This window comes from Arthrobacter sp. NicSoilB4 (assembly GCF_019977335.1).
Taxonomy (GTDB): domain Bacteria; phylum Actinomycetota; class Actinomycetes; order Actinomycetales; family Micrococcaceae; genus Arthrobacter.
On sequence record NZ_AP024653.1, the window covers coordinates 655,477 to 675,435 of the forward strand.

The following is a 19,959-nucleotide window of genomic DNA, read 5'->3' on the forward strand; positions in this document are numbered from 1 at the left end:
CCGACCCCCACGCAGCACCCGGTGCCCCCGCGGGCGCCGGGTGCTGCGGCATTTGGCGCGGGTAGGATCATGAGGTGAAAAAACAATCCTGCAGTGCCTGCGGCTCGGCCGTGTACTTTGAAAACTCGGTCTGCCTGCACTGCGGAACGAACCTGGGATACCTGCGGGAGCTCCGCACCATCGTCGCCGTGGATGGGCAAGGGCGGTACCGGGATGCCACCGCCACGGTCTGGTACGCCTGCACGAATCTAAGGCTCTCCGGCTGCACGTGGCTTGCCCCCAAAAGCGGCGGCCAGTGCTTCAGCTGCGACCTCACGCGGACCCGTCCGAACGACAACGACGCCAAGGGACTCTCGCAGTTCATTGTCGCTGAGCGGGCCAAGCGTCAGCTCATCACCGAACTCGACGGGCTGGGCCTGCCAATCGTCACCCGCACCGAAGACCCCGATAAGGGCCTCGCCTTCGACCTGCTGTCCAGCGCCAACGAGAACGTGGTCATCGGACATGCCACCGGGATCATCACCATAGACCTTGCAGAAAGCGACCACGCTCACCGCGAAAGAATACGCGCCCGGCTCGATGAGCCGTACCGCACGATGCTCGGTCATTTCCGGCACGAAGTGGGCCACTATTTTGAGGACGCGCTCGTCTTCAGCAATGACGAACGGACCCGCGCGGGGCGGGATCTTTTCGGCGACGACACCAAGGACTACCAGGCAGAGATTGACCGCCACTATTCGGAGGGCGCCCCGGCGGACTGGCAAAAGCACTACATCTCCCAGTACGCAACAATGCACCCTTACGAGGACTTTGCCGAGTCCTTTGCGCACTACCTGCATATCAGCGACACCATCGAAACCGCCCGGGAATTCGGCCTGATATCAACTAAGCCGGAGTCGTCGTCGTTCCGCGTCCTTGTGGAAACCGAATGGCTGCCACTCTCGATCGCACTGAACCAGGTCAACCGGAGCATGGGCAAGGACGATCTGTACCCCTTTGTCCTCCCTGGCCCGGTGATCGACAAACTCGAGTTCGTCCACGGGCTCCGCAGTTCAGCGAAGGCCCCCGCCTAACGAAACGGCCACCCCTGCCGACAGTAGGAGGAGAACACCCTCCCTTGCTGAACCACGCTAAGCGGAACCAACGCTGAGCAGAAAAACAGAGCAGAATCGGCCCATGATCGTCGTCACACGCCTCAACGGAACGCGCTTCGCGGTCAATCCGGACCTGATCGAGCGTATCCACGAGAGCCCGGACACCCATCTGGTGACGCTCGACGGCGCCGCATACGTGGTGCTGGAAAGCCTGGCGGAAGTGGTCGAACTCATCGCCGACTACCGGGCGTACGTCCTGAGCAAGGCACGGGATTTCCCCGCCGTGACGGGATACCCGTTGAGCCTCGTGCCGCCGTCGGACCCTTCGGATGACGGCCGCCGCCCCGCACCTGAGCCACCAAGAAAGTAATCCATGGATCCCGCAACAGTCATCGGACTGCTCCTCGCCTTTGGCTCCCTCATCGTTATGGTCCTGCTGGAAGGCGGCAGCCTCTCCTCGCTTCTGCTGCCCGCCCCCATGATCCTCGTCTTCGGAGCCACGCTGGCCATCGGACTTGCCGGCAACACCCTGAAGGACGTCGTCCAGGCGTTCAAGGCCGTGCCTGGAATGTTCATCGGTAAGACCGCGAAGCCGCAGGACAGCATCGACCAGATGGTCCGGTTCGCGGAAAAGGCGCGCAGCGAGGGCCTGCTGTCCCTTGAGGAAGAGGCAGCCAGCGTCAACGATCCCTTCCTTGCCCGTGCGCTGCAGAATATTGCGGACGGCACCGACGCCGAAGACCTCCGGATGCAGATGGAGGACGAGATCGACACGAAGGCCCGCACCGACCACTCCAACTCGAAGTTCTTCGCGTCCCTCGGCGGCTATGCCCCCACCGTCGGCATCGTCGGAACCGTCGTGTCCCTGACCCACGTCCTGGAAAACCTGTCCAAGCCGGACGAACTGGGGCATATGATCGCTGCCGCGTTCGTTGCCACGCTGTGGGGCCTGCTGTCCGCCAACTTCATCTGGCTTCCCTTCAGCGGCCGCATTGCGCGGCTGTCCGAGCTGGACATTGAACGCCGGACGCTGCTCATGGAAGGGATGCTCGCCGTCCAAGCCGGCGCCCAGCCGCTGTTGCTCGCCGAGCGGCTCCGTTCGATGGTCCCCGAGCACCAGCTCAAGAGCTCCGGAGGCGGCCGCAAGGCCGCTGCCGGCGACGCTGAAACGATGGATACCGCCGCGTGAGTGGCCGCCGGCGCCCACGCAAGAAACCCGAAGCGCACCACGTCGACGAACGCTGGATGGCGTCCTACATGGACATGGTCACGGTGCTCATGTGCCTGTTCATCGTCCTTTACGCCATGTCCACGGTGGACGCGAACAAGTTCGAGAAGCTGCGCAATTCCCTCGCCACCGGCTTCGGGGCGGTCGCTAGCGAAACAGTGGATACGGCCGAGGGCACAGTGGTCCCGCCGGAATTCGTGAACGAACAACTGGAAGCCTTCGCCGCGATGAAGACGCAGGATTCAGCGGCGGCACCGGACGCCCTCGAGGCGGCCCTGAAAGAAGTGGACCGGCTGCGCGCCCTTGAGGAGCAGATGAAGGCCGGCCTGGCGGCCGCCGGGCTCACCGAGAACGTTGAGTTCCAGATTGACCAGCGCGGTCTCACGGTCAAGCTGGTCGGCTCCCAAACGTTCTTCGCACCTGACCGGCCCGAACTCACCGAGCGGGCCTCCCAGGTCCTGGCAATCATCTCTCCCATCCTCGGACCGGCCGCACTGGAGGTCATGGTCGAGGGCCACGCCGCCAACGGGGTGACCGCCTACCCGTCCACCTGGGAGCTCTCCTCGGCCCGTGCCGTGAATGTCCTGCGCTTCATGGTGGACCGGGGCGGGATCGCCCCGGGGACCATCGGGGCAGTCGCCTTCGGCTCCGCGAGGCAGGTCAACGACGATTCCACCCCGGAACTCATGGAGCTGAACCGACGCGTGGACATCGTGATCATCTCGGACCAGCCCGACGTCGTGCGGGCGCTGATTCCCGAAGTGCTGAAGCTTAGCGGGCAGTAGAGCCTCTACTGCTGGCTGAATTGCCTATTGAATTGCATACTGTATCGCCTCTTGAATTGCCCGCTGTATTGCCTCCGGCATATTCCTTACGCCGCGGGATCCCTTGCCGATAGTGGCAACCGTGAGTGTTTTGGATGAGCGGGAAGTGGCACGGGAGCGGACGGTCAGCGTCTACGACTTCCGACGCCCCGCGACGCTCGCGCGCGAACACAGCCGCGTCCTGGAACTCGCATTCGAAACGTACGCCCGCCAGTGGGGTACCCAGCTGACCGCTAAGGTCCGCGTCAAATCCGTGGTGCGGCTCGAAGACGTCAGCATGCTCAGCTACGACGAGTACGCCGCCTCCCTGCCCGCGGTCACCGCCATGGTCCTGTGCACGGTCGAGGGCCACGATTCCAAGCTCGTGGTGCAGTTCCCCGCCCCGGCCGCCCTCGGCTGGGTGAACCGGATGCTGGGCGCCTCGAACGATTCGCCCATGCCGGACCGCAAGTTCACGCAGATCGAACAGGCCCTGGTCAAAGGCCTGATGGACGAGGCCCTTGAAGACCTCGGCTACTCCCTAGGGCCGCTGCTGAGCGAAACCATCCGGGTGGACACCATCCAGTACAACTCCCAGTTCGCCCAGGCGGCAGCCCCCAGCGAACTGATGATCGTGGCGGCATTCACCATGAACGTCGGCGACATGAGCGCCCCCGCCACCCTGGCAGTCCCCGCCAGCATCCTGCTGGGGCGCCTCAAGAAGGTCAACCCAACCGACAACCGTGGCGACAACGCGGCACGAGTCACCGCCCAGCTGGAACGGGTTCCGGTGGAACTTTCCGTCCGGCTTTCGACGTCGTTCGTCACCCCCAGCCAGGTCCTGGGCCTCGCCGTCGGCGACGTCCTGACGCTGCCGCACCTGGAAAACCGGCCGTTTGACCTCACCCTGGACGGCACCCGGCTCGCAACTGCCGCCCCGGCCCGCAACGGATCCCGCGCGGCCGCTGTCATTGTCACAATCGAGGAGAATCACCGATGAGCATCACCCTGACCAGGCACGAATCGTCGGCGGAACGGCTCGTTGAAGAACTGCCGAGCCCGGTAGCCCTCAAGGTGCTGGCCCTGGTGCCGGCCCGCGCGGCCGCGCCTTACGCCCGCCAGGCCGTCACCGCAACCTTCGTCGGCTCCGTCACCGCCGATCTCGCCTTGATGTTGAGCGACCGAACGTTCCTCGACGAAGCGGCAGGTGGAATGGCGGGAACCCAGCCCGGCCACGTTTCGGTGACTGACGTGCTGCGTCCCGCGATGGAAAGCGCCAGTTCCGTGTTCGGCGCCGGTGTCCTGAGCGACCTGCGCGAGTCCGACGCCTCCGGGCTGCTTGCGGATCCCGACACCGCTGTCTTCGAGCTCTCCGACGGCTCCACTGCCGCTGCCTGGTTCGCCGTCCGCCTCCGCGAGCACGGCACCAGCCAGGAACGCGCCGGGGACGTGTTCGCCGGCGGCGAGGCCGTGGCCGGCCGGCTCGGGCGGATCAACAACATCGAAATGGCCCTGACCGTGGAGATCGGCCGCACCCGGATGTCAGTGCGCGACGTGCTCTCGCTCGAACCAGGCAAAATCATTGAACTCGACCGCTCCGCCGGTGCCCCGGCGGACGTCCTGCTCAACGGCAGGCTGATCGCCCACGGCGAAGTGGTGGTCTTGGACCAGGATTACGCTGTCCGGATCACCCGAATCCTCGATGTTGCCGAGGGGCTCAGCTGAATGGACGCACTGATCCTCGGGCTGCGGGTATTCGTGGCCCTGGGCGCGGTGCTTGGCCTCATGTGGTTGCTGCAACGCCGGCTCGGCAAAGGCACCGGACGGCGGCGGGCTGACCGCGCGCTGACCATTGTCAGCCGGCAGAGCCTGGGCCAGAAGGCCTCCGTGGTGGTCGTCGACGCTTCCGGCCGGCGCTTCCTGCTGGGCGTCACGGAACACGCAGTCAACGTCCTGCACACCGGCGACATCCCGGCCGAAGCCGAGGAAGCCGCGGTTCCCGAAACCCGCCGCGGAGCAGGCGAATTTGCCCGGATCCTTTCCGGGTTCGGCTCGCTTCCCGGCGGGCAGTCCAGCTTCGAGGAACTTCCCGGCGACGGCAGCGAAGAGCCGGCCGGTTCCAGTCCCGGGAATGCCCCGCTGTCCCGCCGCAGCACCCTTCACCGGGACTCGCACGCGCGCGGATCCGCGCAGCGCGGCAACCCGTCCGGCCCTCACGGCCACGCGCCCCTGCACGGTTCAATCCTTGCCGGCTCCACATGGAAGCAGGCCGCTGCCGCTCTCAGGGGCGGACGCCGCAATTGAGCTTCCTGACTTTGCGCTCCGCCCCGGCGCTCCCGCCTGCCCCCACGCTCTCGCCCGCCGCCGCCGCTGAGACGGTCCGGTTCGGCACGGCCCGGCCCGGCAGGGCCCTCGTCCTCGGCATCGCCGTCGTCCTGTTTACGCTGCTGCTGCTGTGGCTGAACGCCTCGGCCGGCCACGCCGCCCCGGTTGACCCAACCCCGCCGGTTGCTCCCACGGATCCGGCGAACCCGGGCGGCGGCAACGTCAACATCGAGATCAACGGACTCGACGGCAAACCGTCCACGGCCGTCCTGACCCTGCTCGGCATCACGCTGCTCTCGGTGGCGCCGGCGCTGCTGCTGATGATGACGTCCTTCACCAAGATCTTCGTGGTTCTGGCGATGACCCGAAACGCCCTGTCGCTGCCGTCCATCCCGCCGAACCAGGTCCTCGCCGGGCTGGCCCTTTTCCTCTCGATTTTTGTTATGTGGCCGGTCATCAACGAGATGAACACGATCGGCATCCAGCCCTACCTCAACGGCAACCTGGACTTCAACGGGGCCGTAGACGCCGCCAGCGGCCCCCTGCAGCAGTTCATGCTGGCCCACACCCGGGAAGAGGACATCGCCCTGATGTCCCGGGCCGCCGCAGCGGAGAATCCGGCCACCCCCGAGGCCGTCCCCATGCAGACCCTCATCCCCGCCTTCATGATTTCGGAACTGCGCGCCGCGTTCATCATCGGCTTCGTCATCTTCATCCCCTTCCTCGTGATCGACCTCGTGGTCTCCGCAGCCCTCATGTCCATGGGCATGATGATGCTCCCGCCGGTGATGATCTCCCTGCCCTTCAAGATCCTGCTTTTCGTCCTGGTGGACGGCTGGGGCCTGATCATCACCGCGCTCATCCAGAGCTATGCAGGCACCGGATGAACGCCAACGCCGTCCTGGACATCTGCCTCCAGGCCATGATCGTCGCGGCCAAGCTCTCCGCTCCCGTCCTGGTGACCGCCCTCGTCGTCGGGCTCGCCATCGCGCTGCTGCAGTCCATTACACAGCTGCAGGAAGCCACTCTGTCCTTCGTGCCCAAGGCCGCGGCCGTGGCAGTCGCCCTGGTGATCTGCGGCCACTGGATGATCTCGGAGATGGTCGCCTTCACCAACGATCTCTTCGCCAAGATCCCGGCCCTGCTCGGAGGCCTGTGAGGTGGGCATACCGATCGACCCGACGTGGCTGGAAGCGGTTCTGCTGGCCACCGTCCGGATGACGGCCTTCCTGATCGTGGCACCGCCCTTCGCCTCACAGGCCTTCCCGGGCCGGGTAAAGGCCATGCTCGGGCTGGGGCTCGGACTGGCGGTCTCCCAATGGGTGTCCGCAGGCTACAGGCCGCGGGACACGGCCGGCTTCATCACGGGCGTGGTCCTGGAGCTCGTCACCGGGCTGGCCCTGGGGTTCCTGGTGCTGGTGGTCTTCTCCGCCGTCCAGTCCGCCGGTAGCCTGATCGACCTCTTCAGCGGGTTCCAGCTGGCCCAGAGCTTCGACCCCCAGATGAACGTCAACGGCGCCCAGTTCACCAGGCTGCTGCAGATGGCCGCCCTCGCGCTGCTGTTCGCCTCGGACGGCTACCAGCTCGTCATCACCGGGCTCACGGGCAGCTTCGTGGCCCTGCCACTGGCCGGCGGCATCGATCTGGCCCAGCCGGTCCAGGCCATGACGTCGGCGGTCACCGGCATGTTCCTCGCCGCCGTCCAGATCGCCGGACCTCTGGTGGTGGTCTTGTTCCTCGCCGACGTCGGACTGGGCCTGCTCACCCGCGTGGCCCCGGCGCTCAACGCCTTCTCGCTCGGCTTCCCGCTCAAGATCCTGATGACGCTGATGCTGGCCGGATTTATGTTCCTGGCGCTGCCCAGGGTCGTCTCCAGCCTCGCCAACCAGGCCGCCAAGACAGTGCTGGGGGTGGGCTGATGTCAGATTCACAGGAAAAAACCGAGGACGCCACCGACAAACGGATGAAAGAGGTCCGCTCCCAGGGCCAGCTTTCCCGGTCCCAGGACCTCACCGCGTGGGTCGGCGTCGGCGCCGCTGCCATCATGATTCCGGCCACCGTCGAACGCGCCTCCAACGCCGCCACGGACCAACTCTTCAGCGTCCGCAGCATTGTTGCTGCCCCGGACCCGGGCAAGGCCGTCAAAGCCCTGGAGGACGGACTCGCCTCCACGGCCGGGATCATCGGCCCCATGCTGATTGCGGTGTTTATCGTGGTCCTCGCCGCGGCCGCGCTGCAGGGCGGCGTGCACATGAAGAAATTCAAGCTGGACTTCGAGCACTTCAAACTGCTCAGTGGCCTGAAGCGCGTCTTCGGCACGCAGGCGATCTGGGGCGGGGTCAAGGCGCTGCTGAAGGCCAGTGTGGTGGGGTTGGTCCTCTACAGCGTCGTGCAGGGGCTGGTTCCGGTGCTGCTGACGGCTGGAGGCATGCCGGTCTCGGGGGTCGTGCAGGCCGCGGGCGGCGGTATCGCGTCGCTGGTCCAGTTCGCCGTAGCGGCCGGCATCGTGCTGGCTGCGGCCGATTTCTTCGTCGTCATGCGCCGCAACCGCAAGAAGACCCGGATGTCCAAGAAGGAAGTCCAGGACGAGAACAAAAGCAGCGAAGGCGACCCGCTGATCCGGTCCCAGCGGCGTGCCCGGCAAATGGCGATGAGCCGGAACCGGATGATCGCCGCGATCGGGGACGCCGACGTCGTGCTGGTCAACCCCACACACTTCGCGGTGGCGCTCAAATACGAACCCGGAAAGTCCGCGCCCCGCGTGGTGGCCAAGGGCTCCGGCCACATTGCGGCCAGGATCAGGGAAGAGGCGGAGGCAAAGAACGTGCCAATGGTCCAGGACATTCCGCTGACCCGGGCCCTGCACAGCGCCTGCGAGCTGGGCCAGGAGATCCCGGTGGATTTTTACCGCGCGGTGGCCGGGGTCCTGGCCTTCGTGATGTCACTCAAGGCCCGCGGCGCCGCCCGCGGCATGCACCGGATGGCCACGGCCCCATGAACTTTCCTCCAGCCAGCGTCTGTGAAAGGACCGCACCATGAAGAACAGGTTCGCCCCGCTGACAGTGCCGATCGGCATCGTCGGCATTGTGCTGCTGCTGATTGTTCCGGTGCCCGCGCCCCTGCTGGACGTCCTCATCGTCTGCAATATCCTGCTGGCGCTCCTGGTGCTGCTGACCAGCATGTTCGTGAAGAAGCCGCTGGATTTCTCCGTTTTCCCGTCGCTCCTGCTGGTCGCCACCCTCTTCAGGCTGGGCCTGAACGTCGCCTCCACCCGGCTGATTCTGGGGGAGGGGCACGCGGGACAGGTCATCGAGGCGTTCGGCCAGGTCACCGTGGGCGGCTCCATGATCATCGGCGCCGTCGTGTTCCTCATCCTCGTGGTCATCCAGTTCGTGGTGGTCACCAAGGGCGCGGAGCGCGTGGCCGAAGTCGGTGCGCGCTTCACCCTGGACGCCATGCCGGGCAAGCAGATGGCGATCGACGCCGACCTCAACGCGGGGCTGATCACAGATACCCAGGCCCGGGAACGCCGTGCCGAAGTCTCGGCCGAGGCCGACTTCTACGGCGCCATGGATGGCGCCTCGAAGTTCGTCAAGGGTGACGCGATCGCCGGGCTCATCATCATCATCATCAACTTCGTCGGCGGTATCGCGATCGGCATGCTGCAGCGCGGCATGGAAATCGGCGACGCCGTAAACACCTTCGGCATCCTGACCATGGGCGACGGCCTTGTGACCCAGATCCCGGCACTGCTGATGGCCGTGTCCACCGGCATGATCGTGACCCGTTCCAACGCCGAGTCGGACATGGGACGCACAGCTTCCACCCAGCTGATGCAGTCACCCAATGCGCTGATGATCGCCGGCGTCGCCGCCGTCGCAATGGCACTTATTCCCGGGATGCCGCCGCTGCCGTTCATCTTGGTCGGTGCCGGGCTGATCTTCGCGTCGCGCCGGATCGCGGCCCAGAAGGCGCAGGAGGCAAAAACCCGTGACGCCGAGGCGAGTGCGCTGAACTTCCCGGAAATGGATCCGAACGAGAAGCTGCTTGAGGACATGCGCGTCCACCCGGTGGAGATCCTGCTCGCCCCGGACCTCGTGGACATGGTCTCCGGTGCCTCGGATGACCTGCTGGCGCGGGTGAGGTCCCTGCGGCACAAGATTGCCATGGAACTTGGCCTGGTTATCCCCCCGGTCCGGACCAGGGACAGCGTCGACCTGCCCCCTGCGAGCTACTCGATCCGGATCGCCGGAGTCGAGGCGGGCGCCGGCACTGCCCCGAGCGGCCAGATGCTGGCACTGGGCGACAGTCTCGACTCGCTCCCCGGCGTCGCGATGATCGAGCCGGTGTTCGGCCTGGCCGGGAAATGGATCCCGGCGGAGATGCGGCACAATGCGGAGATGACCGGCGCCACCGTGATCGACCGCGTCTCCGTCCTGGTCACCCACCTGTCCTCGATCGTCACCGCCAACGCCGCCCGGCTGTTGTCCCGCGAGGACGTCCGGGTCCTGACCGAGGGAGTGCGGAAACAGAGCCCTTCCGCCGTCGACGAACTCACTCCCGCGCTGCTCTCCCTCGCCGAGCTGCAGCGCGTGCTCCAGGGCCTGCTGGATGAGCAGGTGCCCATCAACGACCTGGCCAGGATCTACGAGGCCCTCACCCTCCGCGCCAAGGTCTCCACCGACCCGGAATCACTGGTCGAATCCGCGCGGCAGGCCCTGGGCCCGGCGCTGACGGCCAAGTTCATGGATGGCCCTGTGCTGAACGTGATCATGATCGACCCCGTCCTGGAACAACACATGCTCGAGGACATGCGGCCCGCCGAGGGCGGCAGTCAGATCGTGATGGGCCAGGACCGGCTCGACGCCGTACTCCGCTCGGTGCGTTCCGCCGTCGACTCCGCGGCGGCCGCCAACCGGCCGGCCGTGCTGGTCTGCGCGCCGGCGCTCCGCCCCGCCATCCGCCGCCTTGTGGGAGCGCAGCCCGGCTCCGTGCCGGTACTGTCCTACCGCGAAGTCACCTCAGCCAACGTCCGGATCGAAACAGTAGGAGTCGTTCGCCATGCAGAACCGCTTTCGGCTTAAAGGCGCCTCGCTGGAGGAAATCCGCCGCAAGGCGGAACAGCAGCACGGCCCCGCCGCGCGCATTGTCTCCGCGGAACGCGTCATCAGTCCGGGGATCGCCGGACTCTTCGCCGGCGACCGCTACGAGGCGATCGTCGAGGTGGTGACCGGGCACGAGGTGGTCACCGGTGAGGTGGTTCCGGATCCCGACATCCTGTCCGAGGCCGACGTGCCCGCCGCACGGCCAGCCGGGGCCGCGAAGCCCGCGGTGGCTGCGCCGGCCCACGACTTGAAGGGGGCAGCGATTGCGGCCCTGCTCGAGGAAGCCGATGCCGCCGAACTGAGCCTGCACCGCCCCGGAAACCCCGGTCTCTCAACGGAGTCCCCGGACTTCGCCGAACTGCTGGAACAGCTCGGCACCGGGCTGCGCGGCCCGGCCGACGCGCCCGGTGTCCCCGGCGGCCGCAACCGGCAGGCGTCCGGAACGGCCCCTGCCCCTGCCTCAGCCCTGGCTGCGGGCGCTGTGACTCGGGCTGAGTCGGCGCCGGTACCGTTGCGCGAGTCCGTGCCGGTGCCTTTGAGCGGTACAGGCGATCTGGTGGTCCTTGTGGGCCTTGGCGACGACGCGCTGGACACAGCCCTGGCCATGTCCACGGCGGCCGGTGGCGCCGATGTGCGGACGGCAGGGAAGCTGTCCGCCTACGGTCATCTGCACGTCGAAGGACGCCAGGGCGCGACGGCGGCCCGCGCCCATGCCGTGCTGACGGACCAGACCGTGCTCGTGGCCTTCGGCCTCGGGAAAGCCCGCGATGCGCTCGCGCGGCTCCAGGCAGTCGCCGCACTGTCCGCCGACCAGCTGTGGGTGGTGGTCGACGCCGGACGCAAACAGGAGGACTCAGAGCGCTGGGTGGGCGTGCTCGCCGCCCAACTGGACATCACTGCGGTAGCCGTCGTGGGGGCCGCGGAGACGGCCACCCCGGAAACCGTCAACACGCTGGGACTGCCGGTGGGTTGGATCGATTCCGGCCAGGCCCGTTCGGCCAGGATCTGAGATGCGCGGCACGATCCGGGCACACGCAGCGGGACTCGTCGGCAGCGCCGCACAGCGAAGGGTAGATTGAGAGGATGCTGGTACTTACACGCAAGCCGGGCGAACAGATCATGATCGGCGATGGGATCGTCATCACGGTTCTCGAAGGCCGCGGCGACGGTGTTCGGATAGGCATTGAGGCGCCCCGTGGAGTGCCGATCCAGCGCCGGGAAGTCATCGAAGCCATTGCCGCGGCGAACCTGGCGGCAGCTGAGGCCGGCGCGGACGCCGGCCAGGACACGGAAGACGCGCTGCGCGGGCTCTTGCCGCCGGCGGCCCCCTCCACAGCGCCGGTCGCCCCCGCGGACTGACTGCCGGGCCGTCCTGAGTCCCGAGTCCCGGGGTGCGGCCACCGGTCAATCGCGGTGGCCGCCGAGGTAGTGGTCCAGCATGGGCTGGTTGGTCCGGCGGGTGACCGCCAGGGCGCGCTCAATGTTTCCCGCCGTCGTCAGCTGATCAAGAACCCCTGCGGTGTCCGCCGGCAAAGACACGGGGTCGCCGTTGCGCGGTCCGGCGGGCGCGCCGGCCACCGGACGGTTGAGATTGCCCAGAGTGTCTACGCTGGTGCGGGCGGCGTCGTCGAGCTGCCGGAGCAGTTCGCGCAGCCCGTCCAGGTGATCCTGCAGGACTTCAGCCCAGGCGCCGGGAGGTGCCCCTGCGACAAGCTCATTCAGGGTCGCCTGCGCGGGCAAGCCCCACTCGGCTGCCACAGCGGCCGACTCGACACTCCGGGCCAGTGCTTCAAAGCGCAGCCGATCAAGGACACTCTCCACTTCGGAAGCGGTGAAGCTCAACCACTGGAGGTTGCCGGCCAGGACATGAAGCCGCTGCGTTTCCAGCCTGAACAACAGCAATTCCAGCTGTCGGCGTTCCTGCCAGAGAGCTGCCGAAAGATCACCTGCACCCATGGGCCCCATTCCCCTTGCCACCCCGGCCGAGAAGCCTTACCGCATTTTCAGCCAAGCTTTTCCCTGAGGTTACACGCAGAGCGGGGATCAGGTGATAGGTTTCGTCTTGGGTGCCGCACCCGGGTTTTAAACACCGACTTTCATGGGGAAAGCACGGGGCCCATTTCGGGGGCGGCTCTCGTTCGTTTAAGGCTGCCGCATCCTGTCTCATGGGGGGACACTCTATTGAATCGCGTGGAACGCAACGAGATGGTCACACAGCATCTTCCGCTGGTGGGCTACCTCGTCTCAGACTTGTGCTCAAAGGCGTCACACCTTTCCCGCGATGACCTGGCGTCGGCGGGCGCCATTGCCCTGATCACCTCGGCGGATTCCTTCGACCCGGACCTCGGTGTGCCGTTCGGTGCTTTCGCGCGCCGGCGGATCCTGGGCGCTTTTGCCGACGAGATGCGAGCCAGCGACTGGGCCACCCGCTCGGCGCGCCGCAGGATCAAAGAAACCATGTCGGTCCAGGAGACCCTCGCCGCAGCCCTCGGACGCACCCCCAGCGTCGACGAGATTGCCGCGGCCCTGGGTGTGCAGCAGAGCGTCGTCGAGGCGGCCCTGGCCGATGCCTCCAGGACGCTGACGCCACTGGACGAGGCCGTTGTCGACACGCTGGCCGCCGAGACCCTTACCCCGGAGCACTCCGTGCTCGCGGACGAGCGGCTGCAGTACCTCCGCGCCGCGGTGAAGTCCCTTCCCGAGCGGATGCGCTACGTCGTCGAGGAGATCTACTTTGGCGACCGGACCGTCAAGGATCTGGCCGCGGAACTTGGATCGACCCACGCGGCGGTCTCCCAGCAGCGGGCCGAGGCCATCCGGCTCATGCGTGACGGCCTGACCGCGCACTACTCGGACGATCCCGGGCAGGGCTTCGAGCCCCAGTCGCGGATCACGCCGAAACGCCGGAACGACTACCTCGCCCAGCTGGCGGAGACCACTGCGGGCGGCATCACCAGGGCCATCTTCCCGCACGGGCCGGTACTGAACGAAGCGGTCTGAACGGCCGCGAACGCCTTTCCCGGCCGGTAGTAAGCCAACTTAGTAAGCTGACCGAGAAATCCTTCCCGGAGCGTCGCGGTCCCTCCATGCCCTGGGGTAGCGTCGTTAGCATCGTATCTGGCGGTATCGCACGCTTTGTCACTTGTTTCAACGGCAGCTTCAAACGGCAGCTTCAGCAGAAGCGCGGCGATACCGGGACTACTCAGGAGGACACATGAAGGCATCACCAACGCTCACGACGAACCTGCAGGCAGTGCTCGTGGACCTGATCGAAATCCACGTTCAGGGCAAACAGGCGCATTGGAACATCGTCGGGACGAACTTCCGGGACCTCCACCTGCAGCTCGACGAGATCATCGACTCGGCCCGCACCTTCGCGGATGACCTGGCAGAGCGCATGCGCGCACTGCACGCCCTCCCGGACGGCCGCAGCTCCACGGTGTCCAAGTCCACCTCGCTTGCCGAATTCCCGGCCGGTTTGATCAATACCAAGGACGCCATCGAGCGGATCGTCGCGGCGCTTGAAGCCGCTGTCGGCACCATGCGCAAAGTCCACGACGCAGTGGACGAGGAGGACCCCACGACGGCGGATCTGCTGCACGAGTTCATCGCCAAGTTCGAGCAGTACGCCTGGATGGTCAACGCCGAGACGATGCGGGCCAGCGCCAGTGTCACCACGGCGGACAGCAAGTAGCGTCCCCCGGCAGTTTGTCAGCGCCCGGCTCCGGTTCCCACCGGCGCCGGGCGCTCGCCATTTAAGCCCGCGGGCCGCAGGGCTACCGCGCGGTTGGCACTTTCCGGAGGACGACGGCGGCGAGGACCGAGGCTCCCGCCATCAGGACCAGCGCGATGGCCGCCGTGATGTGGACGCCCGAGTCGAAGGCAGCCCGGGCAGCGGTCATCACTGCGTCCGCCAGCGGTCCCGGGAGAGCCTGGGCCAGCTCCACCGCCCCCGCAAGCGTCTCGCCGGCCTGGGCTGACGCCTCGGCAGGGGCAGCCTCGGCGACGCCGGCGGGCAGTCGGAGATTGCCCTGGTAGGAGGCCGTCAGAATGGAACCGAGGATGGCGGTGCCGAGCAGCGAGCCTATTTCGTAGCCGGTCTCGGAAATCGCGGCCGCTGCGCCGGATTTCTCCGCGGGAGCGGCGCCGAGGATTAGGTCGTTGGAGATGGTCTCCGCGGCGCCGACGCCGAGGCACAGCACGAGCAGGGCAGCCAGCAGCAGCGCCGGGCCGTTGCCGTGATCACCGAAGGCCACCAGGAAGTAGCCGGCGGCGCTGAGGAGCAGTCCGCCGGCCACGACGAAACCAGGGCGGACCTTCTTCACCAGCGGCACCACCAGCAGTCCCGCCGCCACTGTGGCGATCAGGGCGGGAACCATGGCAACGCCGGATGCCGAGGGGGACTGCCCCTCGAGCAGCTGGAGGTGCTGGGCAAGGAACAGGATGAAGCCGTTGAAGGAGAACAGTGCCAGCACGTTCGCGATGATGGCGGTGCTGAAGACCCGGTTGCCGAAGAGGCTGATATCCAGCAGCGGAGCGGTGCGGTTCCGTGCCCCGGCGTCGGCCGGGGGCATGTTGCTCTGCGCCGGACCGCCCGACAGGAGTTGCCGCTGGCGCCGGATGAAGACGTAGCCCATCAGCAGGCCAAAGCCGATGGCGGCCAGTGGTTCAGCGGCCGGTCCGTGGGTGGCCAGGATCTTGATGCCGTAGACCACCGGCACCATCACCAGCAGGGACAGGACGATGCTGGGCACGTCCACGCGGCCCGGGTTCGGGTCGCGGGATTCCGGGATCAGGGCCGGACCCAGGACCAGCAGCGGGAGGATGATCGGCACGGCTACGAGCAGGACTGCGCCCCACCAGAAGTGCTCCACCAGCCAGCCGCCGAAGATCGGGCCCAGCGCGGCGCCGCCGGAGAAGCCGGCGGCCCAGATGGCTACGGCCAGCCGGCGCCGGTTGGGCTCGGGGAAGATGTTGCGGATCAGGGACAGGGTGGACGGCATCAGCATGGCGCCGAAGAACCCCAGCCCTGCGCGTCCGGCGATCAGCCATTCGGCGCTGGGGGCGAAGGCGGTGACCGCCGAGACGGCAGCGAAACCCGTGCTGCCGATGAAGAGCAGCCGGCGGCGGCCGATCCTGTCCCCGAGGCTGCCCATGGCCACGAGAAGACCGGCCAGAACCAGGGGATACGCGTCGACAATCCAGAGCAGCTCGACTCCGGTGGCGTCGAGGCCGCGCGCGATGGCCGGCAGCGCAAAGGTCAGGGCAGTGTTGTCGACGGCGACGAGCAACACCGGAAACATCAACAGCGCCAGCGCCAGCCAGTCGCGCCACGGCGCGCGCGGTGCATGGTTGGTTGTGGCCCCGGCGGCGGACTTGCCAACTGCGCCGGTGGTGCTGCGGGTGAAGGAAGTGTTGCTCATCCACTTAACTGTACCGTCTGGACGGTACAGTTAAGAAATGAAGCCCCCGCCAGGGGGCATGATAGGACGCATGGCCAGAAAACCCGTCGCCCGCGAAGCCGTCCTCGACGCTTTCGAATCCCTGCTGATCGAAGAGGGCGAGCGTGCCGCGACGCTGGATGCCGTGGCCAGGCTGGCCGGCGTCTCCAAGGGCGGGCTGCTGTACCACTTCCCGAACAAGGAGGCGATGATCGCCGTCCTGCTGGAGCGGCTGGACCGGCTGCTCGCCGAGGACCTCGCTGCTATGGCCGCCGCCCCCGAAGGCGCTGCGGCGTTCTTCATCAAGTCCTCGGTCTGGGCTGACACGCCGCTGGACCGGGTCTTCGTCGCCGCCACCCGGCTGGCCGAAGTGGCCCATCAGGAAACCTTGCGGCGGATTGCCGCCGTGCAGGCGTCCTGGCTGGAACTGCTGGCGGCCGACGTCGGTCCCGCGATGGCCAAACCGGTGCTCTATATGGGGGACGGGCTGTATTTCAATGCCATGCTGGCCCGCGGGCCGGGCGGGCCGCTGCCGGAGGTCGGCCCCGACGTCGAGAGCCTGCTCACCGCCCTCGAGCGGCTCCGCGGCTGAGCCCGAAGCGGCCAGTCCGCCCGGGCGCCGTCGAACTCGCCGGAATTCTGCGGCGTCGCCGGAACGTTCCGGCGAGGCCGCCGCGTTCCCGCGAATTCGCGCCGGACGGCGGTCCCCGCGCGTAACGCTCGCCGATGCCCGGTCGCTGGTTTGCGGACGCGGGCCGGGCGTAGGACAATGAGAGCTGTGACTGTTGTCACGCCAAGTAAATATGCCTTTGATCTGCGGCGGGAGAGTTCTGCTTGTAGGTACAAGCAGGCGCCGTAGGAGCAAATCCTCCCCAGGAATCTCTCAGGCCCATGTACCGCCGCGGCAAGGCAACTCTGGAAAGTAGCAGGCTGTCTTTAGACATGCTGTGCTCACCGACGGTGCAAGCGGAGCCATGCGAGAGCACGGCTGCGCGGAAACTCTCAGGTCCAATACAGAGCGGGGAGGAACCCGAATCAATGTGGCGTACCCTGCGCCGCCTTAGTTATGGAGTTCCTTGTGACTGTTACCTCAGCCTCCACGTCCTTCGTTGACCGGCACATCGGCGCCCGCCGTCAGTCCGACGTCGACGCCATGCTGAAGGCTGTCGGCTACGACACCGTCGACGCCCTCGTGGACACCGCCGTACCGAAGGACATCCGGCAGGACTCCCCGCTCTCGCTCGGCGCAGCGCTCAGCGAAGTCGAGGTCCTCGCCGAACTGCGCCAGCTGGCCGCGAAGAACAAGACCGCCGTCCAGATGATCGGCCAGGGCTACTACGACACCGTCACCCCGGCCGTCATCCGCCGGAACATCCTCGAGGCGCCGGCCTGGTACACCGCCTACACGCCGTACCAGCCGGAGATCTCCCAGGGCCGGCTCGAGGCGCTGCTGAACTTCCAGACCATGGTCCAGGACCTCGTCGGCCTGCCGATCGCCAACGCCTCGCTGCTGGACGAAGCCACCGCCGTCGCCGAGGCCGTGCTGATGATGCGCCGCGCCAACAAGAACAAGACGGCCCACGACGGCAAGACCGTCCTCGACGCCGACTGCCTCCCGCAGACCATCGCCATCGTCAAAGGCCGCGCGGAAGCCCTCGGCTTCGAGGTCGAGGTCGCAGACCTCTCCAAGGGACTGCCCGACGGCGTCATCAACGGCGTCGTCCTGCAGCAGCCGGGTGTCTCCGGCCGCGTGTTCGACCACACCGCCGTCATTGCCGAGGCCAAGGAACGCGGCGCGCTCGTCACCGTCGCCGCCGACCTGCTGTCCCTGACCCTCATCACCTCCCCGGGCGAGCAGGGCGCGGACATCGCCGTCGGCTCCGCCCAGCGCTTCGGCGTCCCGCTGTTCTTCGGCGGCCCGCACGCCGCCTACATGGCAGTCCAGAAGGGCCTGGAGCGCTCCATGCCCGGCCGCCTCGTCGGTGTCTCCAAGGACAACGCCGGCGTCCCGGCCTACCGCCTGGCCCTGCAGACCCGCGAGCAGCACATCCGCCGCGAGAAGGCCACCTCCAACATCTGCACCGCCCAGGCGCTGCTGGCCATCGTGTCCTCGTTCTACGCCGTCTACCACGGCCCCGACGGCCTGAAGGCCATCGCCGAAACCGTGCACGGCCACGCCCGGACCATCGCCGCCTCCCTCAAGGCCGCCGGCCTGGACGTGCTGCACACTTCCTTCTTCGACACCGTCACCGTCTCCGTGCCGGGCAAGGCCGCGGAAATCGTCGCCGCCGCCGAGGCCAAGGGCATCAACCTGCGCGGCATCGACGCGGACACCGTCGGCATCTCCGCCGATGAGGCCACAACGGGGACAAACGTCGCCGACGTCGTCGCCGCCTTCGGGGCGACGGTGACCGCCGCGGCCGCAGGCACTGACACAGGCTTCGCCCTGGACGCCGCCGTCGAGCGCACCTCCGACTACCTGCAGCACCCGGTCTTCAACACTCACCGCTCCGAGACCCAGCTGCTGCGCTACATCCGCCGCCTCTCGGACCGCGACCTTGCCCTGGACCGCACCATGATCCCGCTGGGCTCCTGCACCATGAAGCTGAACGCCACCGCCGAGATGGAAGCCATCTCCTGGCCGGAATTCGCCTCCATCCACCCCTTCGCCCCGGAATCCCAGACTGCGGGCTGGCGTGAACTGATCGAGGATCTCGAGGCCCAGCTGACCGAGATCACCGGCTACGACCAGGTCTCCATCCAGCCCAACGCCGGCTCCCAGGGCGAACTCGCCGGCCTGCTGGCCATCCGCGGCTACCACCTCTCCAAAGGTGACGCCCAGCGCAACGTCTGCCTCATTCCCGCCTCGGCGCACGGCACCAACGCGGCCTCGGCCGTGCTCGCCGGCATGAAGGTCGTCGTCGTCGCGACCGCCTCGGACGGCACGATCGACCACGCCGACCTGCAGGCCAAGATCGAGCTGAACAAGGACGCCCTGTCCTGCATCATGATCACCTACCCGTCCACCCATGGTGTGTACGACGCCGACGTCCGCGAGGTCTGCGACGCCATCCACGCCGCCGGCGGCCAGGTCTACATTGACGGCGCCAACCTCAACGCCCTCGTCGGGCTGGCCCAGCCCGGCCTGTTCGGCGGCGACGTTTCGCACCTGAACCTGCACAAGACCTTCTGCATCCCGCACGGCGGCGGCGGCCCCGGCGTCGGCCCGGTCGCGGCCCGCGCACACCTGGCACCGTTTATGCCCGGCAACGCAGCGGATCCGGCCAACGGCGAAAGCGGCACGCCGATCTCCGCCTCCCGCTACGGCTCCGCCGGTGTGCTGCCGATCTCCTGGGCGTACGTGAAGCTCATGGGCGGCCAGGGACTGACCGAGGCCACCAAGTCGGCGCTGCTCGCGGCCAACTACATCGCGGCCCGCCTGAACGACTTCTTCCCGGTGCTCTACACCGGCGAAGGCGGACTCGTGGCCCACGAATGCATCCTGGACCTGCGCGAACTCACTGCCAAAACCGGCGTCACCGCCGAGGACGTGGCCAAGCGCCTGATCGACTACGGCTTCCACGCCCCCACCCTCGCGTTCCCGGTGGCCGGGACCCTGATGGTCGAACCCACCGAGTCCGAGGACCTTGGCGAGATCGACCGGTTCATCACGGCGATGATCGCCATCCGCGCCGAGATCGACCAGGTTGCCCACGGCGACTTCACCGTTGAGCACAGCCCGCTGCGCAACTCCCCGCACACCGCCGCCGCTGTCATCAGCACCGACTGGACCCGCGAATACCCGCGTGAGCAGGCCGTCTTCCCGGTCCACACGCTCAAGCAGGACAAGTACTTCCCGCCGGTCGGCCGGATCGACGGCGCCGCCGGGGACCGCAACCTGATCTGCTCGTGCCCTCCCCTCGAAGCCTTCGAGGACCACTCCGACGACTCCGCCAACTGAAG

20 protein-coding genes and 1 riboswitch are annotated in these 19,959 nt (G+C 67.2%); of the genes, 18 read left to right on the top strand and 2 right to left on the bottom strand.

The genetic code is table 11. The annotated features are described in order from the left end of the window. Positions 1–74 precede the first annotated feature (74 nt). From LDO13_RS03090 to LDO13_RS03155, 14 genes are all read left to right on the top strand, one after another. Positions 75–1,073, top strand: a complete 999-nt coding sequence (locus LDO13_RS03090; RefSeq protein ID WP_224048609.1) for a putative zinc-binding metallopeptidase — start codon at positions 75–77, stop codon at positions 1,071–1,073. Positions 1,074–1,176: 103 nt separating this feature from the next. Further along, a complete protein-coding gene (locus LDO13_RS03095; RefSeq protein ID WP_224048610.1) occupies positions 1,177–1,464 on the top strand; it encodes a flagellar FlbD family protein in 288 nt (95 codons plus the stop codon). 3 nt (positions 1,465–1,467) lie between these two features. Next, on the top strand, positions 1,468–2,283 hold the full coding sequence (locus LDO13_RS03100) for a MotA/TolQ/ExbB proton channel family protein (protein WP_224048611.1): 816 nt from the start codon (positions 1,468–1,470) through the stop codon (positions 2,281–2,283). Beyond that, complete coding sequence (locus tag LDO13_RS03105; protein WP_224048612.1) at positions 2,280–3,107, top strand: flagellar motor protein MotB; 828 nt, start codon at positions 2,280–2,282, stop codon at positions 3,105–3,107. Before LDO13_RS03100 ends, LDO13_RS03105 begins: the two co-directional genes overlap by 4 nt. 121 nt (positions 3,108–3,228) lie before the next feature. Continuing rightward, positions 3,229–4,125, top strand: coding sequence for a flagellar motor switch protein FliM (locus tag LDO13_RS03110; protein WP_224048613.1), 897 nt, complete (start codon positions 3,229–3,231; stop codon positions 4,123–4,125). Beyond that, positions 4,122–4,850 carry a flagellar motor switch protein FliN gene (gene fliN / locus LDO13_RS03115; protein ID WP_224048614.1) on the top strand — a complete coding sequence of 243 codons (729 nt, stop codon included), beginning with the start codon at positions 4,122–4,124 and terminating at the stop codon, positions 4,848–4,850. The genes LDO13_RS03110 and fliN overlap by 4 nt, the downstream gene beginning before the upstream one ends. Then, on the top strand, positions 4,851–5,429 hold the full coding sequence (gene fliO, locus LDO13_RS03120) for a flagellar biosynthetic protein FliO (RefSeq protein WP_224048615.1): 579 nt from the start codon (positions 4,851–4,853) through the stop codon (positions 5,427–5,429). A gap of 140 nt (positions 5,430–5,569) precedes the next feature. Continuing rightward, positions 5,570–6,337 (top strand): flagellar type III secretion system pore protein FliP, encoded by a 768-nt coding sequence (gene fliP, locus LDO13_RS03125; RefSeq protein ID WP_224049646.1) that lies wholly within the window; start codon positions 5,570–5,572, stop codon positions 6,335–6,337. Then, positions 6,334–6,609, top strand: a complete 276-nt coding sequence (gene fliQ, locus LDO13_RS03130) for a flagellar biosynthesis protein FliQ (protein ID WP_224048616.1) — start codon at positions 6,334–6,336, stop codon at positions 6,607–6,609. The genes fliP and fliQ overlap by 4 nt, the downstream gene beginning before the upstream one ends. A gap of 1 nt (position 6,610) precedes the next feature. Then, positions 6,611–7,369: a flagellar biosynthetic protein FliR gene (locus LDO13_RS03135; RefSeq protein WP_224048617.1), complete on the top strand. Its 759-nt coding sequence runs from the start codon at positions 6,611–6,613 to the stop codon at positions 7,367–7,369. Next, on the top strand, positions 7,369–8,448 hold the full coding sequence (locus LDO13_RS03140; protein ID WP_224048618.1) for an EscU/YscU/HrcU family type III secretion system export apparatus switch protein: 1,080 nt from the start codon (positions 7,369–7,371) through the stop codon (positions 8,446–8,448). Before LDO13_RS03135 ends, LDO13_RS03140 begins: the two co-directional genes overlap by 1 nt. A 37-nt stretch (positions 8,449–8,485) precedes the next feature. After that, positions 8,486–10,534 carry a flagellar biosynthesis protein FlhA gene (locus tag LDO13_RS03145; protein ID WP_224048619.1) on the top strand — a complete coding sequence of 683 codons (2,049 nt, stop codon included), beginning with the start codon at positions 8,486–8,488 and terminating at the stop codon, positions 10,532–10,534. Next, complete coding sequence (locus LDO13_RS03150; RefSeq protein WP_224048620.1) at positions 10,512–11,564, top strand: hypothetical protein; 1,053 nt, start codon at positions 10,512–10,514, stop codon at positions 11,562–11,564. The genes LDO13_RS03145 and LDO13_RS03150 overlap by 23 nt, the downstream gene beginning before the upstream one ends. 74 nt (positions 11,565–11,638) lie before the next feature. Next, the gene (locus LDO13_RS03155; RefSeq protein WP_224048621.1) at positions 11,639–11,914 is read left to right on the top strand and encodes a carbon storage regulator; all 276 of its coding nucleotides are present in this window, start codon (positions 11,639–11,641) and stop codon (positions 11,912–11,914) included. Positions 11,915–11,959: 45 nt separating this feature from the next. Here the strand turns inward: LDO13_RS03155 and LDO13_RS03160 are convergent, their stop codons facing one another. Next, on the bottom strand, positions 11,960–12,511 hold the full coding sequence (locus LDO13_RS03160) for a flagellar protein FlgN (protein WP_224048622.1): 552 nt from the start codon (positions 12,509–12,511) through the stop codon (positions 11,960–11,962). Between the two features lie 225 nt (positions 12,512–12,736). Here LDO13_RS03160 and LDO13_RS03165 point away from each other — a divergent pair, with 225 nt between their 5' ends. Together LDO13_RS03165 and LDO13_RS03170 are read left to right on the top strand one after the other, a co-directional pair. Further along, positions 12,737–13,555: a sigma-70 family RNA polymerase sigma factor gene (locus tag LDO13_RS03165; RefSeq protein WP_224048623.1), complete on the top strand. Its 819-nt coding sequence runs from the start codon at positions 12,737–12,739 to the stop codon at positions 13,553–13,555. A 214-nt stretch (positions 13,556–13,769) separates the two neighbouring features. After that, on the top strand, positions 13,770–14,249 hold the full coding sequence (locus tag LDO13_RS03170; RefSeq protein WP_224048624.1) for a DNA starvation/stationary phase protection protein: 480 nt from the start codon (positions 13,770–13,772) through the stop codon (positions 14,247–14,249). Between the two features lie 82 nt (positions 14,250–14,331). Here LDO13_RS03170 and LDO13_RS03175 read toward each other — a convergent pair whose 3' ends face one another. Next, a complete protein-coding gene (locus LDO13_RS03175; protein ID WP_224048625.1) occupies positions 14,332–15,978 on the bottom strand; it encodes an MFS transporter in 1,647 nt (548 codons plus the stop codon). A gap of 70 nt (positions 15,979–16,048) precedes the next feature. Between LDO13_RS03175 and LDO13_RS03180 the strand changes: the two genes are divergently transcribed. Continuing rightward, positions 16,049–16,588 carry a TetR/AcrR family transcriptional regulator gene (locus tag LDO13_RS03180; RefSeq protein WP_224048626.1) on the top strand — a complete coding sequence of 180 codons (540 nt, stop codon included), beginning with the start codon at positions 16,049–16,051 and terminating at the stop codon, positions 16,586–16,588. A 218-nt stretch (positions 16,589–16,806) separates the two neighbouring features. Continuing rightward, a riboswitch (glycine riboswitch) is annotated at positions 16,807–16,905 on the top strand. 169 nt (positions 16,906–17,074) lie between these two features. Beyond that, entirely contained in the window at positions 17,075–19,957 is a 2,883-nt protein-coding gene (gene gcvP / locus LDO13_RS03185; RefSeq protein ID WP_224048627.1) for an aminomethyl-transferring glycine dehydrogenase, read from the top strand. The last annotated feature ends 2 nt before the right edge of the window (positions 19,958–19,959 follow it).

Coding starts and splice junctions, on each gene's coding strand:
- LDO13_RS03145 (WP_224048619.1), top strand. CDS start 8,486: ATGAAGAACAGGTTCGCCCCGCTGACAGTGCCGATCGGCATCGTCGGC.
- LDO13_RS03160 (WP_224048622.1), bottom strand. CDS start 12,511: ATGGGTGCAGGTGATCTTTCGGCAGCTCTCTGGCAGGAACGCCGACAG.
- LDO13_RS03095 (WP_224048610.1), top strand. CDS start 1,177: ATGATCGTCGTCACACGCCTCAACGGAACGCGCTTCGCGGTCAATCCG.
- LDO13_RS03170 (WP_224048624.1), top strand. CDS start 13,770: ATGAAGGCATCACCAACGCTCACGACGAACCTGCAGGCAGTGCTCGTG.
- LDO13_RS03150 (WP_224048620.1), top strand. CDS start 10,512: ATGCAGAACCGCTTTCGGCTTAAAGGCGCCTCGCTGGAGGAAATCCGC.
- fliQ (WP_224048616.1), top strand. CDS start 6,334: ATGAACGCCAACGCCGTCCTGGACATCTGCCTCCAGGCCATGATCGTC.
- fliN (WP_224048614.1), top strand. CDS start 4,122: ATGAGCATCACCCTGACCAGGCACGAATCGTCGGCGGAACGGCTCGTT.
- LDO13_RS03140 (WP_224048618.1), top strand. CDS start 7,369: ATGTCAGATTCACAGGAAAAAACCGAGGACGCCACCGACAAACGGATG.
- LDO13_RS03100 (WP_224048611.1), top strand. CDS start 1,468: ATGGATCCCGCAACAGTCATCGGACTGCTCCTCGCCTTTGGCTCCCTC.
- LDO13_RS03175 (WP_224048625.1), bottom strand. CDS start 15,978: ATGAGCAACACTTCCTTCACCCGCAGCACCACCGGCGCAGTTGGCAAG.
- LDO13_RS03180 (WP_224048626.1), top strand. CDS start 16,049: ATGGCCAGAAAACCCGTCGCCCGCGAAGCCGTCCTCGACGCTTTCGAA.
- LDO13_RS03155 (WP_224048621.1), top strand. CDS start 11,639: ATGCTGGTACTTACACGCAAGCCGGGCGAACAGATCATGATCGGCGAT.
- fliO (WP_224048615.1), top strand. CDS start 4,851: ATGGACGCACTGATCCTCGGGCTGCGGGTATTCGTGGCCCTGGGCGCG.